The organism is Cryobacterium sp. M96 (assembly GCF_002929845.1).
GTDB lineage: Bacteria > Actinomycetota > Actinomycetes > Actinomycetales > Microbacteriaceae > Cryobacterium > Cryobacterium sandaracinum.
The window spans coordinates 92,050-107,983 of sequence record NZ_PJJS01000051.1; the positions used below are offsets into that span (position 1 = coordinate 92,050).

At 67.4% G+C, this 15,934-nt stretch carries 20 protein-coding genes and 1 pseudogene; 10 read left to right on the forward strand and 11 right to left on the reverse strand.

Annotated features, from left to right (window positions below; translation table 11 throughout):
• Positions 1–51: 51 nt before the first annotated feature.
• Positions 52–378 carry an antibiotic biosynthesis monooxygenase gene (locus CXY79_RS11495; protein WP_104101469.1) on the reverse strand — a complete coding sequence of 109 codons (327 nt, stop codon included), beginning with the start codon at positions 376–378 and terminating at the stop codon, positions 52–54.
• A gap of 114 nt (positions 379–492) precedes the next feature.
• On the opposite strand from CXY79_RS11495, the gene CXY79_RS11500 reads away from it, so the two are divergent.
• Both CXY79_RS11500 and CXY79_RS11505 read left to right on the forward strand, forming a co-directional pair.
• On the forward strand, positions 493–1,134 hold the full coding sequence (locus tag CXY79_RS11500; protein ID WP_104101471.1) for a histidine phosphatase family protein: 642 nt from the start codon (positions 493–495) through the stop codon (positions 1,132–1,134).
• Between the two features lie 259 nt (positions 1,135–1,393).
• The gene (locus CXY79_RS11505; RefSeq protein WP_104101473.1) at positions 1,394–1,624 is read left to right on the forward strand and encodes a hypothetical protein; all 231 of its coding nucleotides are present in this window, start codon (positions 1,394–1,396) and stop codon (positions 1,622–1,624) included.
• 81 nt (positions 1,625–1,705) lie between these two features.
• Here CXY79_RS11505 and CXY79_RS11510 read toward each other — a convergent pair whose 3' ends face one another.
• A complete protein-coding gene (locus CXY79_RS11510; RefSeq protein WP_104101476.1) occupies positions 1,706–2,548 on the reverse strand; it encodes an NAD(P)-dependent oxidoreductase in 843 nt (280 codons plus the stop codon).
• Positions 2,549–2,717: 169 nt separating this feature from the next.
• Here CXY79_RS11510 and CXY79_RS11515 point away from each other — a divergent pair, with 169 nt between their 5' ends.
• Positions 2,718–3,668, forward strand: coding sequence for an FAD-dependent oxidoreductase (locus tag CXY79_RS11515; protein ID WP_104101479.1), 951 nt, complete (start codon positions 2,718–2,720; stop codon positions 3,666–3,668).
• Positions 3,669–3,810: 142 nt separating this feature from the next.
• Complete coding sequence (locus CXY79_RS16015) at positions 3,811–3,948, forward strand: hypothetical protein (protein ID WP_158250276.1); 138 nt, start codon at positions 3,811–3,813, stop codon at positions 3,946–3,948.
• On the opposite strand, the gene heR is transcribed toward CXY79_RS16015, so the two are convergent.
• Positions 3,945–4,730 (reverse strand): heliorhodopsin HeR, encoded by a 786-nt coding sequence (heR, locus tag CXY79_RS11520; RefSeq protein ID WP_104101481.1) that lies wholly within the window; start codon positions 4,728–4,730, stop codon positions 3,945–3,947. The two genes, CXY79_RS16015 and heR, sit on opposite strands and share 4 nt — an antisense overlap.
• A 58-nt stretch (positions 4,731–4,788) precedes the next feature.
• Here heR and CXY79_RS11525 point away from each other — a divergent pair, with 58 nt between their 5' ends.
• Positions 4,789–5,283, forward strand: a complete 495-nt coding sequence (locus tag CXY79_RS11525) for a DNA alkylation repair protein (RefSeq protein WP_104101483.1) — start codon at positions 4,789–4,791, stop codon at positions 5,281–5,283.
• Positions 5,284–5,289: 6 nt separating this feature from the next.
• On the opposite strand, the gene CXY79_RS11530 is transcribed toward CXY79_RS11525, so the two are convergent.
• Positions 5,290–6,978, reverse strand: a complete 1,689-nt coding sequence (locus CXY79_RS11530) for a long-chain-fatty-acid--CoA ligase (RefSeq protein WP_104101486.1) — start codon at positions 6,976–6,978, stop codon at positions 5,290–5,292.
• Positions 6,979–7,033: 55 nt separating this feature from the next.
• Here CXY79_RS11530 and CXY79_RS11535 point away from each other — a divergent pair, with 55 nt between their 5' ends.
• Together CXY79_RS11535 and CXY79_RS11540 are read left to right on the forward strand one after the other, a co-directional pair.
• On the forward strand, positions 7,034–8,845 hold the full coding sequence (locus CXY79_RS11535; RefSeq protein ID WP_104101489.1) for a DEAD/DEAH box helicase: 1,812 nt from the start codon (positions 7,034–7,036) through the stop codon (positions 8,843–8,845).
• Between the two features lie 122 nt (positions 8,846–8,967).
• Positions 8,968–9,369 (forward strand): VOC family protein, encoded by a 402-nt coding sequence (locus CXY79_RS11540; protein ID WP_104101492.1) that lies wholly within the window; start codon positions 8,968–8,970, stop codon positions 9,367–9,369.
• 218 nt (positions 9,370–9,587) lie between these two features.
• On the opposite strand, the gene CXY79_RS11545 is transcribed toward CXY79_RS11540, so the two are convergent.
• On the reverse strand, positions 9,588–10,088 hold the full coding sequence (locus tag CXY79_RS11545) for a hypothetical protein (RefSeq protein WP_134342389.1): 501 nt from the start codon (positions 10,086–10,088) through the stop codon (positions 9,588–9,590).
• A 101-nt stretch (positions 10,089–10,189) separates the two neighbouring features.
• On the opposite strand from CXY79_RS11545, the gene CXY79_RS11550 reads away from it, so the two are divergent.
• Positions 10,190–10,429, forward strand: a complete 240-nt coding sequence (locus tag CXY79_RS11550) for a metal-sensitive transcriptional regulator (RefSeq protein WP_104101496.1) — start codon at positions 10,190–10,192, stop codon at positions 10,427–10,429.
• Here the strand turns inward: CXY79_RS11550 and CXY79_RS11555 are convergent.
• From CXY79_RS11555 to CXY79_RS11570, 4 genes are all read right to left on the reverse strand, one after another.
• Complete coding sequence (locus CXY79_RS11555) at positions 10,426–11,199, reverse strand: sulfite exporter TauE/SafE family protein (protein WP_369827977.1); 774 nt, start codon at positions 11,197–11,199, stop codon at positions 10,426–10,428. The genes CXY79_RS11550 and CXY79_RS11555 overlap by 4 nt on opposite strands.
• The gene (locus CXY79_RS11560) at positions 11,196–11,504 is read right to left on the reverse strand and encodes a rhodanese-like domain-containing protein (protein ID WP_104101498.1); all 309 of its coding nucleotides are present in this window, start codon (positions 11,502–11,504) and stop codon (positions 11,196–11,198) included. The genes CXY79_RS11555 and CXY79_RS11560 overlap by 4 nt, the downstream gene beginning before the upstream one ends.
• A gap of 64 nt (positions 11,505–11,568) precedes the next feature.
• Positions 11,569–11,748 (reverse strand): hypothetical protein, encoded by a 180-nt coding sequence (locus CXY79_RS11565; RefSeq protein ID WP_104101501.1) that lies wholly within the window; start codon positions 11,746–11,748, stop codon positions 11,569–11,571.
• A 57-nt stretch (positions 11,749–11,805) separates the two neighbouring features.
• A complete protein-coding gene (locus CXY79_RS11570) occupies positions 11,806–13,167 on the reverse strand; it encodes a rhodanese-like domain-containing protein (RefSeq protein ID WP_104101503.1) in 1,362 nt (453 codons plus the stop codon).
• Positions 13,168–13,346: 179 nt separating this feature from the next.
• Here CXY79_RS11570 and trxA point away from each other — a divergent pair, with 179 nt between their 5' ends.
• Both trxA and CXY79_RS16960 read left to right on the forward strand, forming a co-directional pair.
• Positions 13,347–13,727: a thioredoxin gene (trxA, locus tag CXY79_RS11575; RefSeq protein ID WP_104101506.1), complete on the forward strand. Its 381-nt coding sequence runs from the start codon at positions 13,347–13,349 to the stop codon at positions 13,725–13,727.
• A gap of 113 nt (positions 13,728–13,840) precedes the next feature.
• Positions 13,841–14,134, forward strand: a pseudogene (locus CXY79_RS16960) (DUF2202 domain-containing protein); the annotation flags it as partial.
• 174 nt (positions 14,135–14,308) lie between these two features.
• On the opposite strand, the gene CXY79_RS11585 reads toward CXY79_RS16960, so the two are convergent.
• A complete protein-coding gene (locus CXY79_RS11585) occupies positions 14,309–14,686 on the reverse strand; it encodes a rhodanese-like domain-containing protein (protein WP_104101511.1) in 378 nt (125 codons plus the stop codon).
• 320 nt (positions 14,687–15,006) lie between these two features.
• Entirely contained in the window at positions 15,007–15,705 is a 699-nt protein-coding gene (locus CXY79_RS11590; RefSeq protein ID WP_104101513.1) for a haloacid dehalogenase type II, read from the reverse strand.
• Between the last annotated feature and the right edge of the window lie 229 nt (positions 15,706–15,934).

Consider the following 15,934-nt stretch of genomic DNA (forward strand, 5'->3'; position numbering starts at 1 on the left):
AGCTCCGTGTAACGCGCCGTGGCCTCGGGCACCGCAGGGGACGCGACTGCGTCAGGCCGGCGAGCCGCCGGCGATCTCGTAGGACCACAGCTCACTGCTGATGCCCATGGGCCGGGCCGGTGCTTCGCCCTCCGTCGGGGCGTCGCCGCGGTGACCCTGCGCGAAAGACGGCGAGGTCAGCCAAGCCTGGAAGGACTCCTCGTCGGCCCAGCGGGTGACGACCAGCCAGGTGCTGCGACCATCCGTCGGCTTGAGTAGTTCGAAACCCTCGAAACCCGGTCGGTTGTCGACCGCACCGGCTCGGGCGGCAAACCGGAGGGCCAGCTCGTCGCCGTTGTCGCCGGGCACCGTGATGGCGTTGATTTTGATGATCGTCATGGGGTTTCTCCCTCTCGTGGATGCACTGTTTACTCCTCCCATGCTGTCACCCTCGGCGGCGACGATCTCACCCTGCGGGCTCTCGCCAGGCCCGATGCCTATGCTGGTGTCACAATGCGACTCTTTCTGATCCGTCACGGCCAGACGCCCGCCAATGTGCTCGGTCAGCTCGACACCGCTCACCCTGGCCCCGGCCTGACCGAGCTCGGGTTCCGGCAGGCCTCAGTGATTCCGGATGCCCTGCGCCTCGAGTCCATCGACGCCATCTTCGCGTCGACGCTCGTACGCACCCGGCTCACGGCCGAGCCGCTGGCGACCGCGTTGCAGCTCGACGTTCAGGTGGCCACCGGGCTGCACGAGATCGAAGCGGGCGCGCTCGAGGGGCTTAGCGACCGGGCATCCATTCGCACCTATTTTGAAACCGTGCTGACCTGGGTCACCGGGGACCTCGCGGCCAGGATGCCCGAAGGCCTGGACGGGAACAGCTTCTTCTCCCGGTTCGACGCCGATATCGCTTCTGCCGCCGCCGGTGCCGACACGGCGGCGGTGTTCAGCCACGGCGCGGCGATCAGCGTGTGGACCGCGGCCCGCGCCAGCAATGTGTCGCCCCTGTTCGCGGGCACGACCGACCTCGAGAACACGGGGATGGTCGAGTTGTCCGGCTCTCCCGAAGACGGTTGGACCCTCGTTTCGTGGGCCGGCCTCAGCGTGGGCTCACCGGGCGGACCGCAGCTGCTGTCGCTCAAGGTGCACTGAGTCCTCCGCCATTGGTTGTCTCGCGCGGTTGTATCGCGCGGTTGTGTCGCGCGGTTGTGTCGCGCGGTTGTGTCGCGCGGTTGTGTCGCGCGGTTGTGTCGCGCGATTGTATTACGCCCGGAGGGCCGAACCAATTCGACGGAGATTTTAAGGAAAAATCCGGTTTTCGGGCTGTTTTGGGGCAATTTGGGCAGAATCTCCGTCGAATTCGTTCGGGACGAGACGCTACACCGGCCTGACCGACGCCCAGCGCCTGTCCATGATCGGCATCACGCCGATGATCGGGCTGAACGACACGGGAGAGGTCTGCTCGCTCACCGACACGACCAAGGTCGGCAAGTTCGCCAAGGCGAACGCGCTGAACTACCTCGGCTGGTGGGAAATGACCCGGGACCAGCCGTGCACCGGCGGGATCGCTGCGTACATGTGCTCCGGGGTGAGCAACCCGCAGTGGTCGTTCTCCCGGGCGTTCGTGGCGGTCACCAACTAGCCGCACACCACTCAGCACCGAAAAGACGGATGCCCCTGCCCGGCCGGGTGGGGGCATCCGTTGCTTCATCGGCTGAAACGGCTACACGTGGTCGCGCCAGCTGTGCTGCGGTGCGTAGCCGAGCATCCGTCGGGCCTTGTCGATGGAGAGCAAGGTGTCGTTCTCGCCGACCTCCCGGAGTTCGACGTCGGGGAAGACCTCGGCGGCCAGCTCGGCGTTCGGCCGGCTCATCACCGTGTCGGCGGCGGCGATGATGAACGCCTCGAAGCCCGGCTTCGCGTTCTGCAATGCCCGCAGCACGGCCTGGGCGCCGTCACGGCCGTCAATGTAGCCCCACAGGTTCCACTTGCGCAGGGTGGCGTCGGCGTCGAAGGCGGGGAAGGCCGCGTAGTCCTCCGGGTCCTTCACGTTGGAGAAGCGCAGAGCCGTGATGCTGAGTTCGGGATCCCAGCGGGTGAGCTGGATCGCCAGCTGCTCCTCGAGGTGCTTCACCAGCGAGTAGGTGCTCTCGGGCCGGGCCGGGTACTCCTCGTCTACGGGAATATAGGGCGGGTCGATGTCGAACGGGAGACCGAGCACAGTCTCGCTGGACGCGTAGACCAGCTTCTTGATGCCCGCCCGCCGGGCCGCCTGGAACACGTTGTAGGTGGAGAGGATGTTGTTGTGGAACGTGGCCACGTCGGGAACCAGGCCGGGAGCCGGGATCGCGCCCAGGTGCACGATGGCGTCGAACCCGCTATGCCGGTCATCGACACCGAGGACCGCGTCGACGACCTGGCCGTAGTCTGTGAGGTCCACGACCACCAGATCGTGGCTGCGGGCACCGTCGCGGTCGAGGTTCAGTACCTCGTGACCCTCGGCGACGAGGTACGTCACGACGGTCCGGCCGAGCTTTCCGCTTCCACCAGTGACAACGATCTTCATGCGGGACTCCTTTGTGTGGGCGGTGCTGCGGATGCAGCGCTGCGGATGCAGCGCTGCGGCATCCGTGCCAGGTCTCGGCAGCTAGGACGACACGAACAAGCGTACGACTGCACGGTGGGCGCGCTGTGCGTGCAATGCGCGTGCAACGCGCGTGCACTAGCCTCCAGACATGGAAACGTGGGACGTCATCGTGGTCGGTGCGGGCGTCTGCGGTCTGACCATCGCCCGGAACCTGCAGGAGCGCGGTCGTGCGGTCCTCCTCCTCGACAAGGGATCGCGGCCGGGCGGGCGGCTCGCGAGCCGCCCGCTCGGCGGCCGGTTGTTGAACCCGTCCGTCGACGCGGTTCACAGTCACGACGCCGAGGTCACCCGCGAGATCACCCGCCGAACGGGAGCCCGGTTCGTGCCCGACACCGAGGGCTACGCGAAGTGGATGTTCGACGAGCCCGCGGGCGATATCGCCAAGCGGTGGGCGGGCGGCACGACGCTCCGGCGCACCTTCGTCACCCACCTCGCCGTGCAGAATTCCGGTCTCATCCACGTCGTGCCGCACAACTCGGGGGAACCGTTCGGAGGCCGGGCGGTGGTTCTCACAGCGCCGGTTCCACAGAACCTGCAGATGCTGCGCGGCAGCGGGATCGCTGTCGCGCCCGGCCTGCTCGAGGCTGCCTACGACAGGCGGGCCGTTCTGCTGTGCATCGTCGACGGCGCCGACGTCGTGAATGACGTCGTGGGCTGGTCCGCTCCCGACGGAGTCATCGAGACGATTAGAGTCAGGCACCGGGACGATGCCCGACAGGTGTGGCTCGAGGTCATTGCAAGCCCGCTCTGGAGCGAGGCGACCTGGGACGCGGACGCCACATTCTCGCAGGCGGAGCTGCTGGCCGAGCTGATCCGGCTGCTGCCCGGCGTGCGCGTTCTGGACTCAGCGTTGAAGCGCTGGCGGTATGCGAATGCTGTGGTGCCTGCAGATTCGGGGTCGGATTCCACGTTCTTCCGCAGCGCGGACCAGCCCGGCATCTTCGTGGCGGGAGACGGTTTCGGGCGGCTGCACGGGCATCCGTCGGGCATCTCTCGGGCCGTGCGCTCCGGACTGGACGTGGCCCGCGCGCTCGCCTAGCCCGTTTGAGCCCGGCGGTCGAGCTCGTCTTCCGGCGGTCGAGCCCGTCGAGACCCGGCGCGCCGTCGCTAACTTCGGAGATTTTGGCGACACGCCGCTCAGGCGCCAAGACCGGCGTTTACCAAAAAATCTTCGTATTAACGTGACGACGGATGCGGGTGGCAGACCCGGTGACGGATGCCCGAAGCAGGCCTGGTCGCTCCCCGCCGAGGCACTGGCCGGGTTCGAGCAGGCCCTGCTGGAGTCGGCCCCGCACCTGACGGTGTCGAACCTCGCCTAGAGCAGCACGCCCCACACCACGTGCGCGGCCAGCAGCGTGGTGCCGAGCGTGACGAGGGTGATCTGCACGATCTCCACTCGGTGCGGATGCGCCCATGCGCCGTGGGCTCGCCGGCCGAGCCAGGCGTTGGTCCAGACCAAGGCCGCCACCGCGAGCAGCGAGAGGGTGACGGTGCGCACGAAGAGTTCGGGCACGTCATGGAGGACCCCGGCGCCGACCTGGTAGAAGGCGATGATGCCCCACGGCACGATGCCGACCATGGCTCCGAAGACGAAGGGCCGGAGCGAGCCGCCGGCCGGTTCACGCTCCTGCAGTGCGAGGAACAGCGTGGCACCCGCCGTGATGGCGTAGAGCGCCACCAGCGTGCCGACCTCCGTGACGCCGTTGAACTGGGCGATGAGGAACACCGTGACCGCGGAGACCTGCGAGTACTCGACCCAGCGCAGCGGATTGCGCGCGGCGGCCAGGCCGCGCCGGTAGCTGCCGGCGACCGTCGGGGTCACGGCGGCGAGACGTAGGAGCGCGGAGAAGGCGAGCAGGACGACGACGGCCACCCCGAGGTTCACGGCGGCCAGGTCGACGACCTGCGCTTCGGCCTGGGAACCCACCGGCCCGCCGGGGAAGCCGGCCGTGACCGGCAGCAGCACCGGGGCGCTCTGGGCCAGGACGACCACGGAGACCAGAACGGCCTGTGCGACCAGGAGGAGTGCGGCGGCGAGGTTGACGCTGCTCAGGCGGGTAGATCGGGCGTCCGTCACGGTGTTCTCCGATGCCGTCGTCATGCGCTCAGCGTAACGGCCGGGGTGCGCCGGCAGCCTCCGGAAACGCGAGAATGAAGGGGTGAGTGACGCCGGCAGCTTCGTAGACGCGACGCTGCAGGCCGAGGGGGATCCGTACCGGGCGGCGGCGCAGGAGCGGCTGGGCAGCGACCTGCGGTTCTACGGTGCCTCGGTCGGCGCGGTGCGCGGAACGATCCGGGACGCCGGCCGCCGGTATCCCGGCCTGACGCACGACGACATCACAGCATTGAGTTCCGAGCTGTGGGCGGTGCCGGTGTTCGAGCGCCGTCTCGCGGCCGTCGTGCTGCTGCAATCGAATGTGCGGGTGCTGGACAACTCCGACCTGAGCCGGATCGAGGGATTTGTGCGAAGTGCCCGCCTGCGCGAGTTGGTCGACCCGCTCGCCGTCGACGTGGTGGGTCCGCTGGTGGAGCGGTTGGATGCGCCGGGCCGGGCCCGGGCAGACGGGGTGCTCAATCGCTGGGCCGGCGACGGCGATCCGTGGTTGCGCCGGGCCTACCTGCTCACGAAGCGTCGGCTCGAGCAGCACCTCTGATCAGTCTCAGAGCCCCGGCAGAACCTGCTCGCGCACCTGCTTGCGCAGGATCTTGCCGAGCATGGAGCGGGGCATGTCCTCGATCGTGACGATCCGGCGCGGGATCTTGTAGGCGGCGAGGTGCTCGCGGCAGTGCTCCCGCAGTGCATCCTCATCGAGCGGCACTCCGGGCTTCAGCTCGACTGCCGCGACGACCATTTCCCCGCCGCGTTCGAGAGCCTTGCCGACGACGGCCGCGTCGACGACATCCGCGTGCAGTCGCAGCACCGCCTCGACCTCCGAGGGCGAGACGTTGAAGCCGCCGGTGATGACGAGTTCCTTGGCGCGGTCCACGATCGTGGTGAAGCCGTCTGCGTCGACGGTCACGATGTCCCCCGTGCACATCCAGCCGCCGGGGAGGAGGGCCTTCGCGGTCTCCTCGGGGTTGTTCCAGTAGCCCTGGAAAACCTGGGGGCCCCTCAGGAGCAGCTCGCCGGGCCGGCCCTGCACTACCTCCACGGTGGGGTCGTCCAGGTCGACCACCTTCATCAGCGTGGAGGGAAAGGGCACGCCGACCGTGCCGGGCCGGCGGGTGGGGTGGAACGGGTTGCCGAGGGCCACCGGCGACGTCTCCGTCATGCCATAGCCCTCCACCAGCAGCCCGCCCGACACCGATTCCCACAGTTCCACGACATGGTCGGGCAGGTTCATCGCACCCGAGATGCAGTACTTGCAGGAGCGCAGCGAGATTCCGCGCTCCTTCGCCACCACGGCCGTGCGCTCGTAGATCGGCGGCACCGCGCAATACACCGTGGCGGGCGACTTCTTCATGGCGTCGAGAATCAAGTTGGGGTCGAACTTGGGGAACAAGACGAGCAGACCTTGCTTACGGATGCCGTAGGTCAGGTAGAGGGTCATACCGAACGCGTGGAACATCGGCAGGATCGCGTAGAAGACCTCCTTGCGGTACTCGGCCCCGTGCATCCATGCCTCGCCCTGCAGAGCGTTGGAGTACAGGTTGAAGTGGGTGAGCATGGCGCCCTTGGGCTGGCCCGTGGTGCCCGAGGTGTACTGGAGGGCCGCGAGGTCGTCGACCGACGGGCGCGGATGCGCGGGATCGATCGGGAGATGGCTGAGCAGTTCCTTCCACGGGATCGTGCCCGGCGCGGCAATCGTGAGGGCCTCGCGGGATTCGCGCAATTTCTTCACCGGCAGGTGCAGGGCGAGGCGCTTGAGGGTCGGGAACGCCAGGAGCAGGTTCACGGACACGATGTGGTCGATCTCGATGTCGCGCGGGAAGGCGCGAACGGAGGCCACGGACTTGTCCCAGGCGATCACGATGCGCGCCTGGTGGTCCTCGAACTGGTGGCGGAGTTCCCGCGAGGTGTACAGCGGATTGTGCTCGACCACCACGGCACCCAGGCGCAGCACCGCGTAGAAGGCGACGACGTGCTGGGGGCAGTTCGGCAGGATCAGGGCCACCCGGTCTCCCGCTCGCACCCCGAGGTGCCGCAGACCCTCCGCAACCCGGTCGACCTGGTCGCCGAGCTCGGTGTACGTCGTGCGGCGCCCGAAGAACTCGAGTGCGGGGTGGTCACCGGCCTCGGCCACGGCCCGCTCGAGCATCGCCACGAGCGACTCCGTGGGGAGCTCGATCTCGGCCGGGACGCCCGGCTGATAGTTCTTTACCCAGGGTTGCTGCTGCGTTGTCGACATGGTCTTATCCTCCCGCACGAACGGGGCGCACTCTCCGATGGATTACCGTTGTAGTATGCACACCCCTGACACGACCCCCACGCAGAGCGAGGCAGATACTGCCCGCGACACGAAAACCTTCGCCGACCTTGGGCTCAATGATTCGATGCTCAAGGCGCTCAAGGACGTCGGGTACGAAACTCCCTCCGCCATTCAGGCCGCCACCATCCCCCCGCTTCTCGCCGGGCGCGACGTCGTCGGCCTCGCCCAGACCGGAACCGGCAAGACTGCCGCGTTCGCGCTGCCGATTCTTTCGCGCCTCGACCTGGCGCAGAAGACCCCGCAGGCACTCGTGCTCTCCCCGACCCGTGAGCTTGCCCTACAGGTCTGTGAGGCATTCGAGAAGTACGCCGGTCATATGCGCGGCGTGCACGTGCTCCCCGTCTACGGCGGCCAGGGCTATGGCGTGCAGCTCTCCGCGCTGCGTCGTGGGGTGCACATCGTCGTCGGTACGCCCGGCCGCATCATGGACCACCTCGAAAAGGGCACGCTCGACCTGTCGCAGCTGAAGTACCTGGTGCTCGACGAGGCCGATGAGATGCTCAAGATGGGCTTCGCCGAGGACGTCGAGACGATCCTCGCCGACACCCCGAACGACAAGCAGGTCGCCCTGTTCTCGGCGACCATGCCGCCGCAGATCAGGCGGATTTCGAAGAAGTACCTGAACGACCCTGAAGAGATCACGATCAAGAACAAGACCACGACCTCCGCGAACACGACCCAGCGCTACCTGATGGTGTCGTACCCGCAGAAGGTCGACGCGCTCACCCGCATCCTCGAAGTGGAGAACTTCGAGGGCATGATCGTCTTCACCCGCACCAAGAACGAGACCGAACTGCTCGCCGAGAAGCTGCGCGCGCGCGGCTACTCCGCCGCTGCCATCAACGGCGATGTGGCCCAAGTGCAGCGCGAGCGCACCGTCAACCAGCTCAAGTCCGGCAAGCTGGACATCCTGGTCGCAACGGATGTCGCCGCGCGCGGCCTCGACGTCGACCGCATCAGCCACGTCGTCAACTACGACATCCCGATCGACACCGAGTCGTACGTGCACCGCATCGGCCGCACCGGCCGAGCCGGCCGCAGCGGCGCAGCGATCAGCTTCGTCACGCCGCGCGAGCGACACCTGCTCAACGCCATCGAGCGGGCGACCCGCCAGCCGCTGACGCAGATGCAGCTGCCCAGCTTCGAAGACGTCAATGTCACCCGCCTGGCACGCTTCGACGACGCCATCACCGAGGCCCTCGGCCAGTCCGAACGGATCGGCGCCTTCCGCGACATCATCGGTCACTACGTCGCACACCACGACGTGCCCGAAGCGGATGTCGCGGCGGCCCTGGCGGTCGTCGCCCAGGGAGAGACTCCCCTGCTGCTCACCCAGGCGGATGCCCGCGCGCAGCGCCCCGAGCGTGCCGACCGCGGCGACCGGGCAGAGCGCGCCCGCGCCGACGCCGGTCGCGGCGACCGCCGTGACGAACGCGCAGAGCGCGGCGAACGCGTGGAGCGGGTGGAACGCCGCCCCCGCGACAACAACCGCGCGATGGCCTCGTACCGCATCGAGGTCGGCAAGCGCCACAAGGTGGAACCGCGCCAGATCGTCGGCGCTCTCGCCAACGAGGGTGGCCTGAGCCGCGAAGACTTCGGTCACATCCAGATCAACCCGGAATACTCGCTCGTCGAGCTGCCGGCCGACATGCCGGGCGACGTGCTGGGCCGACTGGAGAACACCCGCATCAGCGGCAAGCTCATCGAAATCCGTGCCGACGGCGGCGGACCGGTCCGTCGCGAGGGCCGCACCGAGCGCCCGCCGCGCCAGCCGCGCAGCTACTAGGCACCTGCCTCGGCAGGGCACGGGGTATCCGCGATCCGCTACCCTGCCGGGGGCTATCCAACTCTGGTGCAGAGTGCAATCGTCGTCGGCGAACCACATGGTTCCTGACGAAGGAGATTGACATGTTCACCAGTTCCGAGGCCTTCAGTTCGTTCTCCGTTGACGACATCGACAAGGCAAAACGCTTCTACGGTGAGACCCTCGGTCTCTCCGTCACGGAGGGCATGATGGGCAACCTCGAGGTTCGGCTCGGCAACGGCGCGCAGCTGTTCATTTACGTCAAGCCCGATCATGTGCCGGCGTCCTTCACCGTTCTCAACTTCATGACCGACGACGTCGAGAAGACGGTCGACGAGCTCAACGCCCGCGGCGTGACCACGAAGATCTACGGCGATGCGGATCTGGCCGACATGCCGCCCAACGACGAGAAGGGCATCATGCGCGACGAGGAAGACCGGGCCCAAATCGCCTGGTTCACGGACCCGGCCGCCAACGTGCTGGCCGTGGTCGCGGAATCCATGTAGCGGTGTACCCGGTGATCTGGAACGGGGAGACCAGCCAAAACATCATCGGCCGTTGGAGACCTCCGTCGGGAGCAGACCGGAACTCGGCGGTCTCAGCGCGCAGGAACGTGACCTCCTGAGCACCACGGTCTTCCGGGCAGTGGAGCGTCGGTGCGACTGTTGGGGGTTTGACTTCCTGTGGTTGCCGGTCGGCTCGACCCTCTGGCGCCCTGACGGTGTCAGCGGCTCCGCGTCGCCGGGAACAGCGGCTTGCAGGTCGTGCAGACCTCGCCGTCCTCACCGTTTACACTCCGATCGTCGACGGCACGGTGCTCGATGCCCAGACGCTCGAGCAGCGCCCACGCCAGCAGCGCGATCGCGGCGACGGCGACGACCGGGCGAACGGCGGCCGCGATAAGTGGAACGGCCTCCCGCAGTTCGGTGGTGAGATAAACCGCGATCAGGCCGAGCACGGGCCAGCGCACGTCACACCGGGTGGCTTCCCCGCCGATCGGGGCATCGAAGTAGCTGGCGACGACCAGGCCGATCAGCCCGGCCCCGACGACCGTGACCGCATAGGCCCAGACGGCACCGGGGAACATCAGTGATCCGCCGGCCACGGCAACGGAGCCCGAGGCGAGTGTCAGCGCGGTTAACGCCGCCGCCGCGATGCCGGCTGCGACCATCCGTCTTCGGCGCGGCCAGATGCGGAGGTCGGTGAACGTTCTAGAGATTCTCATGGTGTGGCTGATTCCTCGATTGTCAAGAGGGTTGATACCCCACGGGGTATTTTATACACATGTAGTCAGACCCGACAAGGCCAGATGATCTGCGCAAGACCATGAGCCGGCTCAAGCGCGCCCAGGGGCAACTCGTCGCGGTGATCGCCGCCGTCGAAGCAGGCACCGACTGCCGGGCGGTCGTCACCCAGCTCGCCGCCGTCTCCAGCGCCATCGACCGCGCCGGCTTCACGATCATCACCTCCGCGATGAAGGAGTGTCTCCCCGACCAGGGCGACACCGTTGACAAGAAGCCCCTCCGCGTGGAGGAACTCGAGAAGCTGTTCCTAGCGCTGTCCTAGTCGACAAGCGCCACCACGGCCTGCACGGCCACATAGACCGCGACGATCAGAACCAGAACGGCGAATCCGCGTTTCAGCACAGTGTCGGACAGTCCGCGGGCGAGCCGGCCGGCGATCAGCGACGCAGCCATGGCCGTCACGGCGAACGCACCGGTCACGGCCCAGTCGATCTGCACGTCACCCAGGTGCGCGGTGAACCCGGCCAACGAGTTGATGACGATGATGACCAGCGAGGTTCCCACGGTCACGCTCATGGGCAGGCCGAGCACGAGGGTAAGCGCGGGCACGATGAGGAAGCCTCCACCGACTCCGAGCAGCCCGGTCAGGAAACCGACCACCGCGCCGGTGGCGAGCGCGCGGGGCAGGCAGCTGCGCCACCTGATCTCCCCGCCCGGGAGCGCACAGGGGCCGCCGCCAGGTCGGGGCGGCATGAACATGCGGATGCCGGCGATCACCATGATCACGGCGAAAATCAGCAACAGAACTCCCGGGTCGAGCAGCCGGTTGACCATGGTGCCCAGGTAGGCGGTCGCCACCCCGGCCGACCCGACGATGGTGGCCAGCCGCCAGTTGACGCCGCGACGCAGCCGCGGGAGCACGGCGACGGCGGAGGCCGCTCCGACAACGATCAGGGAGGTGGGGATCGCCTCCTCCAACGGCAGCCCGACCCCGTAGACGAGGGCCGGCACGGCGATGATCGCCCCGCCCCCGCCGACCAGGCCCAGCAGGGACCCGACGATGAGCCCGAGGACGAGGGCCGCGATGATCACGGGCGCTGAGGCAGAACAGTGGGCAGCCGCTCAGCAGTCCACTCGAGCATTCCGCCCGTCATCGTATGCGCGTCGAATCCCGCGGCAGCCACGTAATCGGCGGCGCTGGCGCTGCGACTCCCGCTGCGACAGCCCAGGATCACGGGTCGCTTCGGGTCCAGAGCGGCGGTGTTCTCTGGAATCGTGCTGAGCGGAATGTGCCGGGCTCCGGCGATCATGCCGTCGAGAAGCTCGGGGGTTTCCCGAACATCGATGATCTGCGCCTCGGCCAGGCGGCTGAAGACCTGCTGCGGGGTGAGTTCCATTATGAGTGCCTTTCCAGGGACAGATTGGGGCGGAATGGTGCCCACAGAACCAGGAGGACTCCGGTCAGCGCGACGACGCCGAACAGGACCGCTCCCAGAAGACGATGGGGAGCACCAGGGCCGCGTACCAGGACCGGCCCGGCGTGAGTACCCGGGAGAAAACGGAGAGACTGATCGAGACGACAGTGTCGAGGCCAGAACCGAAGAGCACACCGATCGGCAGCATCTTCCAGGGACGGTCCACGAGCCGGGACTGCGCTTCTCGGCCGGGTGGATCGCCGTTCGCTTTCCCGGCATGGGGTTAGACGGTCAGCTCGGCCAGGGTGAGTCCGGCAGCCGTGGCCTCGTCGAAGTTCCCGTCGACGTGCACGACCTCACGGCCGGCGCGCTGCAGAAGGCTGGCGGCGACCCCGGCACGGTAGCCGGAACCGCAGTGCACCCAGATTGTGCCGGCCGGGATCTCCTCCATCCGGGAGAGCAACTCGTGCAGCGGAACATTCACCGCACCGAGCAGGTGGGAATTGGCGAACTCGTCGGCGCGACGGGTGTCCAGGAGGACATCCTGTTCGGCGCGGCCCTGCAGCATCCCGACCCAGCCCACACGCGGGTAGGTGGCGACCGGGGCATCCGGGGCCAGGGCGTGCGGCTCGGTGCCGATGGCGGCATCCGGCGAGTCGATGCCGATGCGCGACAGGTCACGGATGGCGTCCTCGACGTCTGCGCGGTCGCCGACCAGGGTGAGCTGCTCCTTCCAGGGCAGAACCCAGCCCAGGTAGGTGGTGAAGTTCGAGCCGTTGCCGTATTCGAAGCTCACGGCACCCTGCAGGTGGTTACTCGAGAACGCGACCCGGTTGCGCAGGTCGACGACCCACTCCCCCTCGGCCAGGCGCCGGGTGAGCTCGACGGCGTCGAGGGACTCGGGCACCTGCAGGTTCGGCGCGCCGGGACCCTGCGTATTCGCGGGGGCCATGTGCGCGTAGTAGGAGGGGTAGGCGGTGAGGTTGGTGATCAGGTCGCGCACGAAGTGCTCCTCATCGGAGTCGGTCAGGGCGTGGTTCGCCGTGAGCTGTTCGCCGATGGTGGATGCTCCGGCGCCGGTGGCCGGGCCGCTGGAGCAGAAGGAGCCGAACCCGTGGGTCGGGAAGAGCGCGGCGTCATGCTCGGCCTTGTGCACGAGCCGGCGCACCGAGGCATACTGGTCGTGGGTGAGCGCGACCGTGTCGGTCGTGGCTACCAGGTCGGTGCGTCCGACCGAGCCGAACAGCAGGCTGCCGCCGGAGAAGACCGCCTCTTCGCTGCCGTCGCTGACAATGTAGGACACGTGGGTGTGGGTGTGCCCCGGCGTGGCCACCACGGTGACGGTCAGGCCGCCGACTGGGAAGACCTGGCCGTCGGTGACCGGCTCCCGCTCGAAAGTGACGGAGTCGGCGGCGTTGACCAGGTACTTCGCGCCGTGCACCCGGGCGAGCGCGAAGCCGCCGGTCACGTAGTCGTTGTGCAGGTGGGTCTCGGCGACGTGGGTGATGGTGACTCCGGCCTCGCGTGCCGCGCTCTCCACCCGGTCGGTGTCGCGCTGCGGGTCGATGACCAGCGCGACCGCGCCGTCGTGCACCAGGTAGCTGCGGTCTCCCAGCTGCGGGGTTTCGATAACGATAACGTCCATGGTTCGAAGTCCTCCAAGTCTTGCGTGCGTCGTGCTGACGTCTTGCCTGCGTTGTGCGTGCGATCGGATCGCACATTGGATACGATACCCCCAGGGGTATCTGAAAAGCAACCTGTCGGGCCGCTCCGGGCGTCGCCCGACGCTTGACCAAAATACCCCATGGGGTATATTCTGGAGTCATGGCAACCATTGACACCACCGAGAAAACCTTCGACCAGACCATCACCGACAACTCCATCGTGCTGGTGGACTTCTGGGCGGCCTGGTGCGGCCCGTGCCGCATGTTCGCGCCCACCTTCACCGCCGCGTCCGAGAAGCACCCCGACATCGTGTTCGCCAAGGTCGACACCGAGGCCGAGCAGAGCCTGGCCGCCGCCGCGGGCATCCGTTCGATCCCGACGCTGATGGCCTTCCGCGATAAAGTGCTGGTGTTCTCCCAGCCCGGCGCCCTGAACGCCTCCTCACTGGAAGAGGTCATCACCGCCGTGCGGAGCCTCGACATGGACGAGGTGCACGCCAGCATCGCGGCACGCCAGGCCGCCGACAAGGCGTCTGCCTGACCGGCCTCTCCGCCTTACCGACTCCCGGCGACGCCCCCCAGGCCGGCCAGTCGAACCCGAGCGGCATGGTCATGGGCACGCTGACCGAGGACCAGAAGTCAGAGCTCGCGGCGATGAGCGGAGAAGAGAAGCTCGCGTACGACCTGTACGCCGCATTCGACGCCCAGTACGACCCGGCGCTCTCTACCCGCATCGCCAAGTCGGAATCCAAGCACCTGGATGCCGTGTGCACCCTCCTGGAGCGGTATGAGCTCACCGACCCGACCGTCGGACTGGAGGCCGACGAGTTCCTGACCGACGACACCCAGGACCTCTACGACACTCTCCTCGCCGAGGGCTCGGTCAGCGTGGACACCGCTATGGAGGCCGGACGCGCGGTCGAGGAGACCGACATCGCCGATCTGACCATCGCGGTCGAGGGCGTCACCGCCCCCGACGTGCTGAAGGTCTACGAGCGACTGCTGGCCGCTTTCGAAAGCACCTCGTCGCTTTCGGCGGCTAAGCACCGGCAACACCGCGAAGGGCACCCACGCTCGTGGGTGCCCTTCGCGGTGTTGTGGGTGGTGCCGGTGTTGCGGGCACTACGGGGTCGTGACGATCGGGAGACCGGTGGAGACGGTGGCGGCAGACATGGCGCCGGCATCCGTCACCGAGGTGAACCCGAGATCGGCCAGACGGGCCGCCGCGGCGGCCGAACGGCTGCCCGAGCGGCAGTACACGACGTAGTCGCCGTCGGTCGGCAACGCCGCAACCTGGCTGTCGAAGTCGGATGACTGCACATCGATGTTCAGCGCGTCTTCGAGGTGACCGGCGGCGTACTCCCCGGGGGTGCGCACGTCGATCACGACGGTGCCGGCCGCCATGGCGGACTCAGCCGCCGGGGCGACCGGAGCGGAGCACGCGGTGAGGCCGAACAGGGCGGCACCGGCCAGGACGAGTGCTGCGACGAGGTTCTTCATGCCTAGTTGCAGGTGCAGCGCTGAGCGGGCGGGATGTCGGCCATGACGCTGTCGACGTGCTCACCGCAACCGGTCCAGGTGATCTTGCCGCAACGGTTACAACGAATGGGGCTGCACATAGCTGACTCCTTCTCGATTCACTGAAAGTATCAGTATACCCCCTAGGGTATCCAGAGCGCCACCATCGGCCTCGGTCTCTTTCCCGACAGCCCTTGCCCCCAGACCACGGCCCGCCCGAACGAATTCGACGGAGATTTTCCGATTTTCGACCTGTGTGGGCCACAAACCGGGCTCCAGAGCCAAAATCTCCGTCGAATTCGTTAGGGGCGATGGGCGGGGTGCGAGTCGCGGGCGAGCTGGGTGGCCAGTTCGCCGAGGGCGGTGATGGTGTGGTCCGGTGCCGCGAAGAAGCTGGGGTAGATCTCATCGGCGCGGTTCAGCCACGCAGTGCGGAGGCCTGCCTGCGCGGCCCCGTGGATGTCCCAGGGGTGCACGGCCACCAGGAGCAGGTCGCCCGGCTTCACTCCGCAGACATCCGCGGCGTAGTCGTAGGCGGCCCGAACCGGCTTCCAGGCCGGGGCGTCCTCCACCGTGAGCAGAGCCTCGAACTCCCCTCGGAGACCCGCGCGGGTCAGGAGGGACTCGGCCACCTGCGCGGATCCGTTGGAGAAGGTCACCAGGCGCAACCCTGCACTTTTCAGATCACGGATGCCGTCGGCAATGTCCGGATGCAGGCACAACGTCTCGAAGCCGTCCATCACGTGGCGCACCGAGTCGTCGAGGCTACGGGTCAGGTCGACGTCGCGGAGGACCCCGCGCAGGATCTCGGATCCGATCATGGAGAATTGCGCGGTTCCTCCCGCGGCGGCGAGGGCGAAGCCGTCCCGCAGCAGCGAGGCGAACCAGACCCGGGCCAGGTGGGCCGGGGCTCCGATCTCCACGAACCGGGCGCTCAGCGGGGACATATCGGAGAGGGTTTCGTTGACGTCGAAAACGATTACTGAAGGTGTGCTGTTCATAGTGATTTCCTTTGATTGGTGCGGTTCTGCCGCCGTGCCTTTCCCGCGAGGAACACCCCAGCCACGGTCAGGGCTCAGCTGGTCCTCCGGTCAAAGCTTTCTTCCGCGCAACACCCTAGTCGCGCGGGGAGGGATCCACCGGGGTGGCCTCCCCTCCGATCCCACCTGGGTCGTCGATCTCGGCATATTCCCGGTCACGATCCGGCTCGCTCAGGGAATTCTTCTCAAA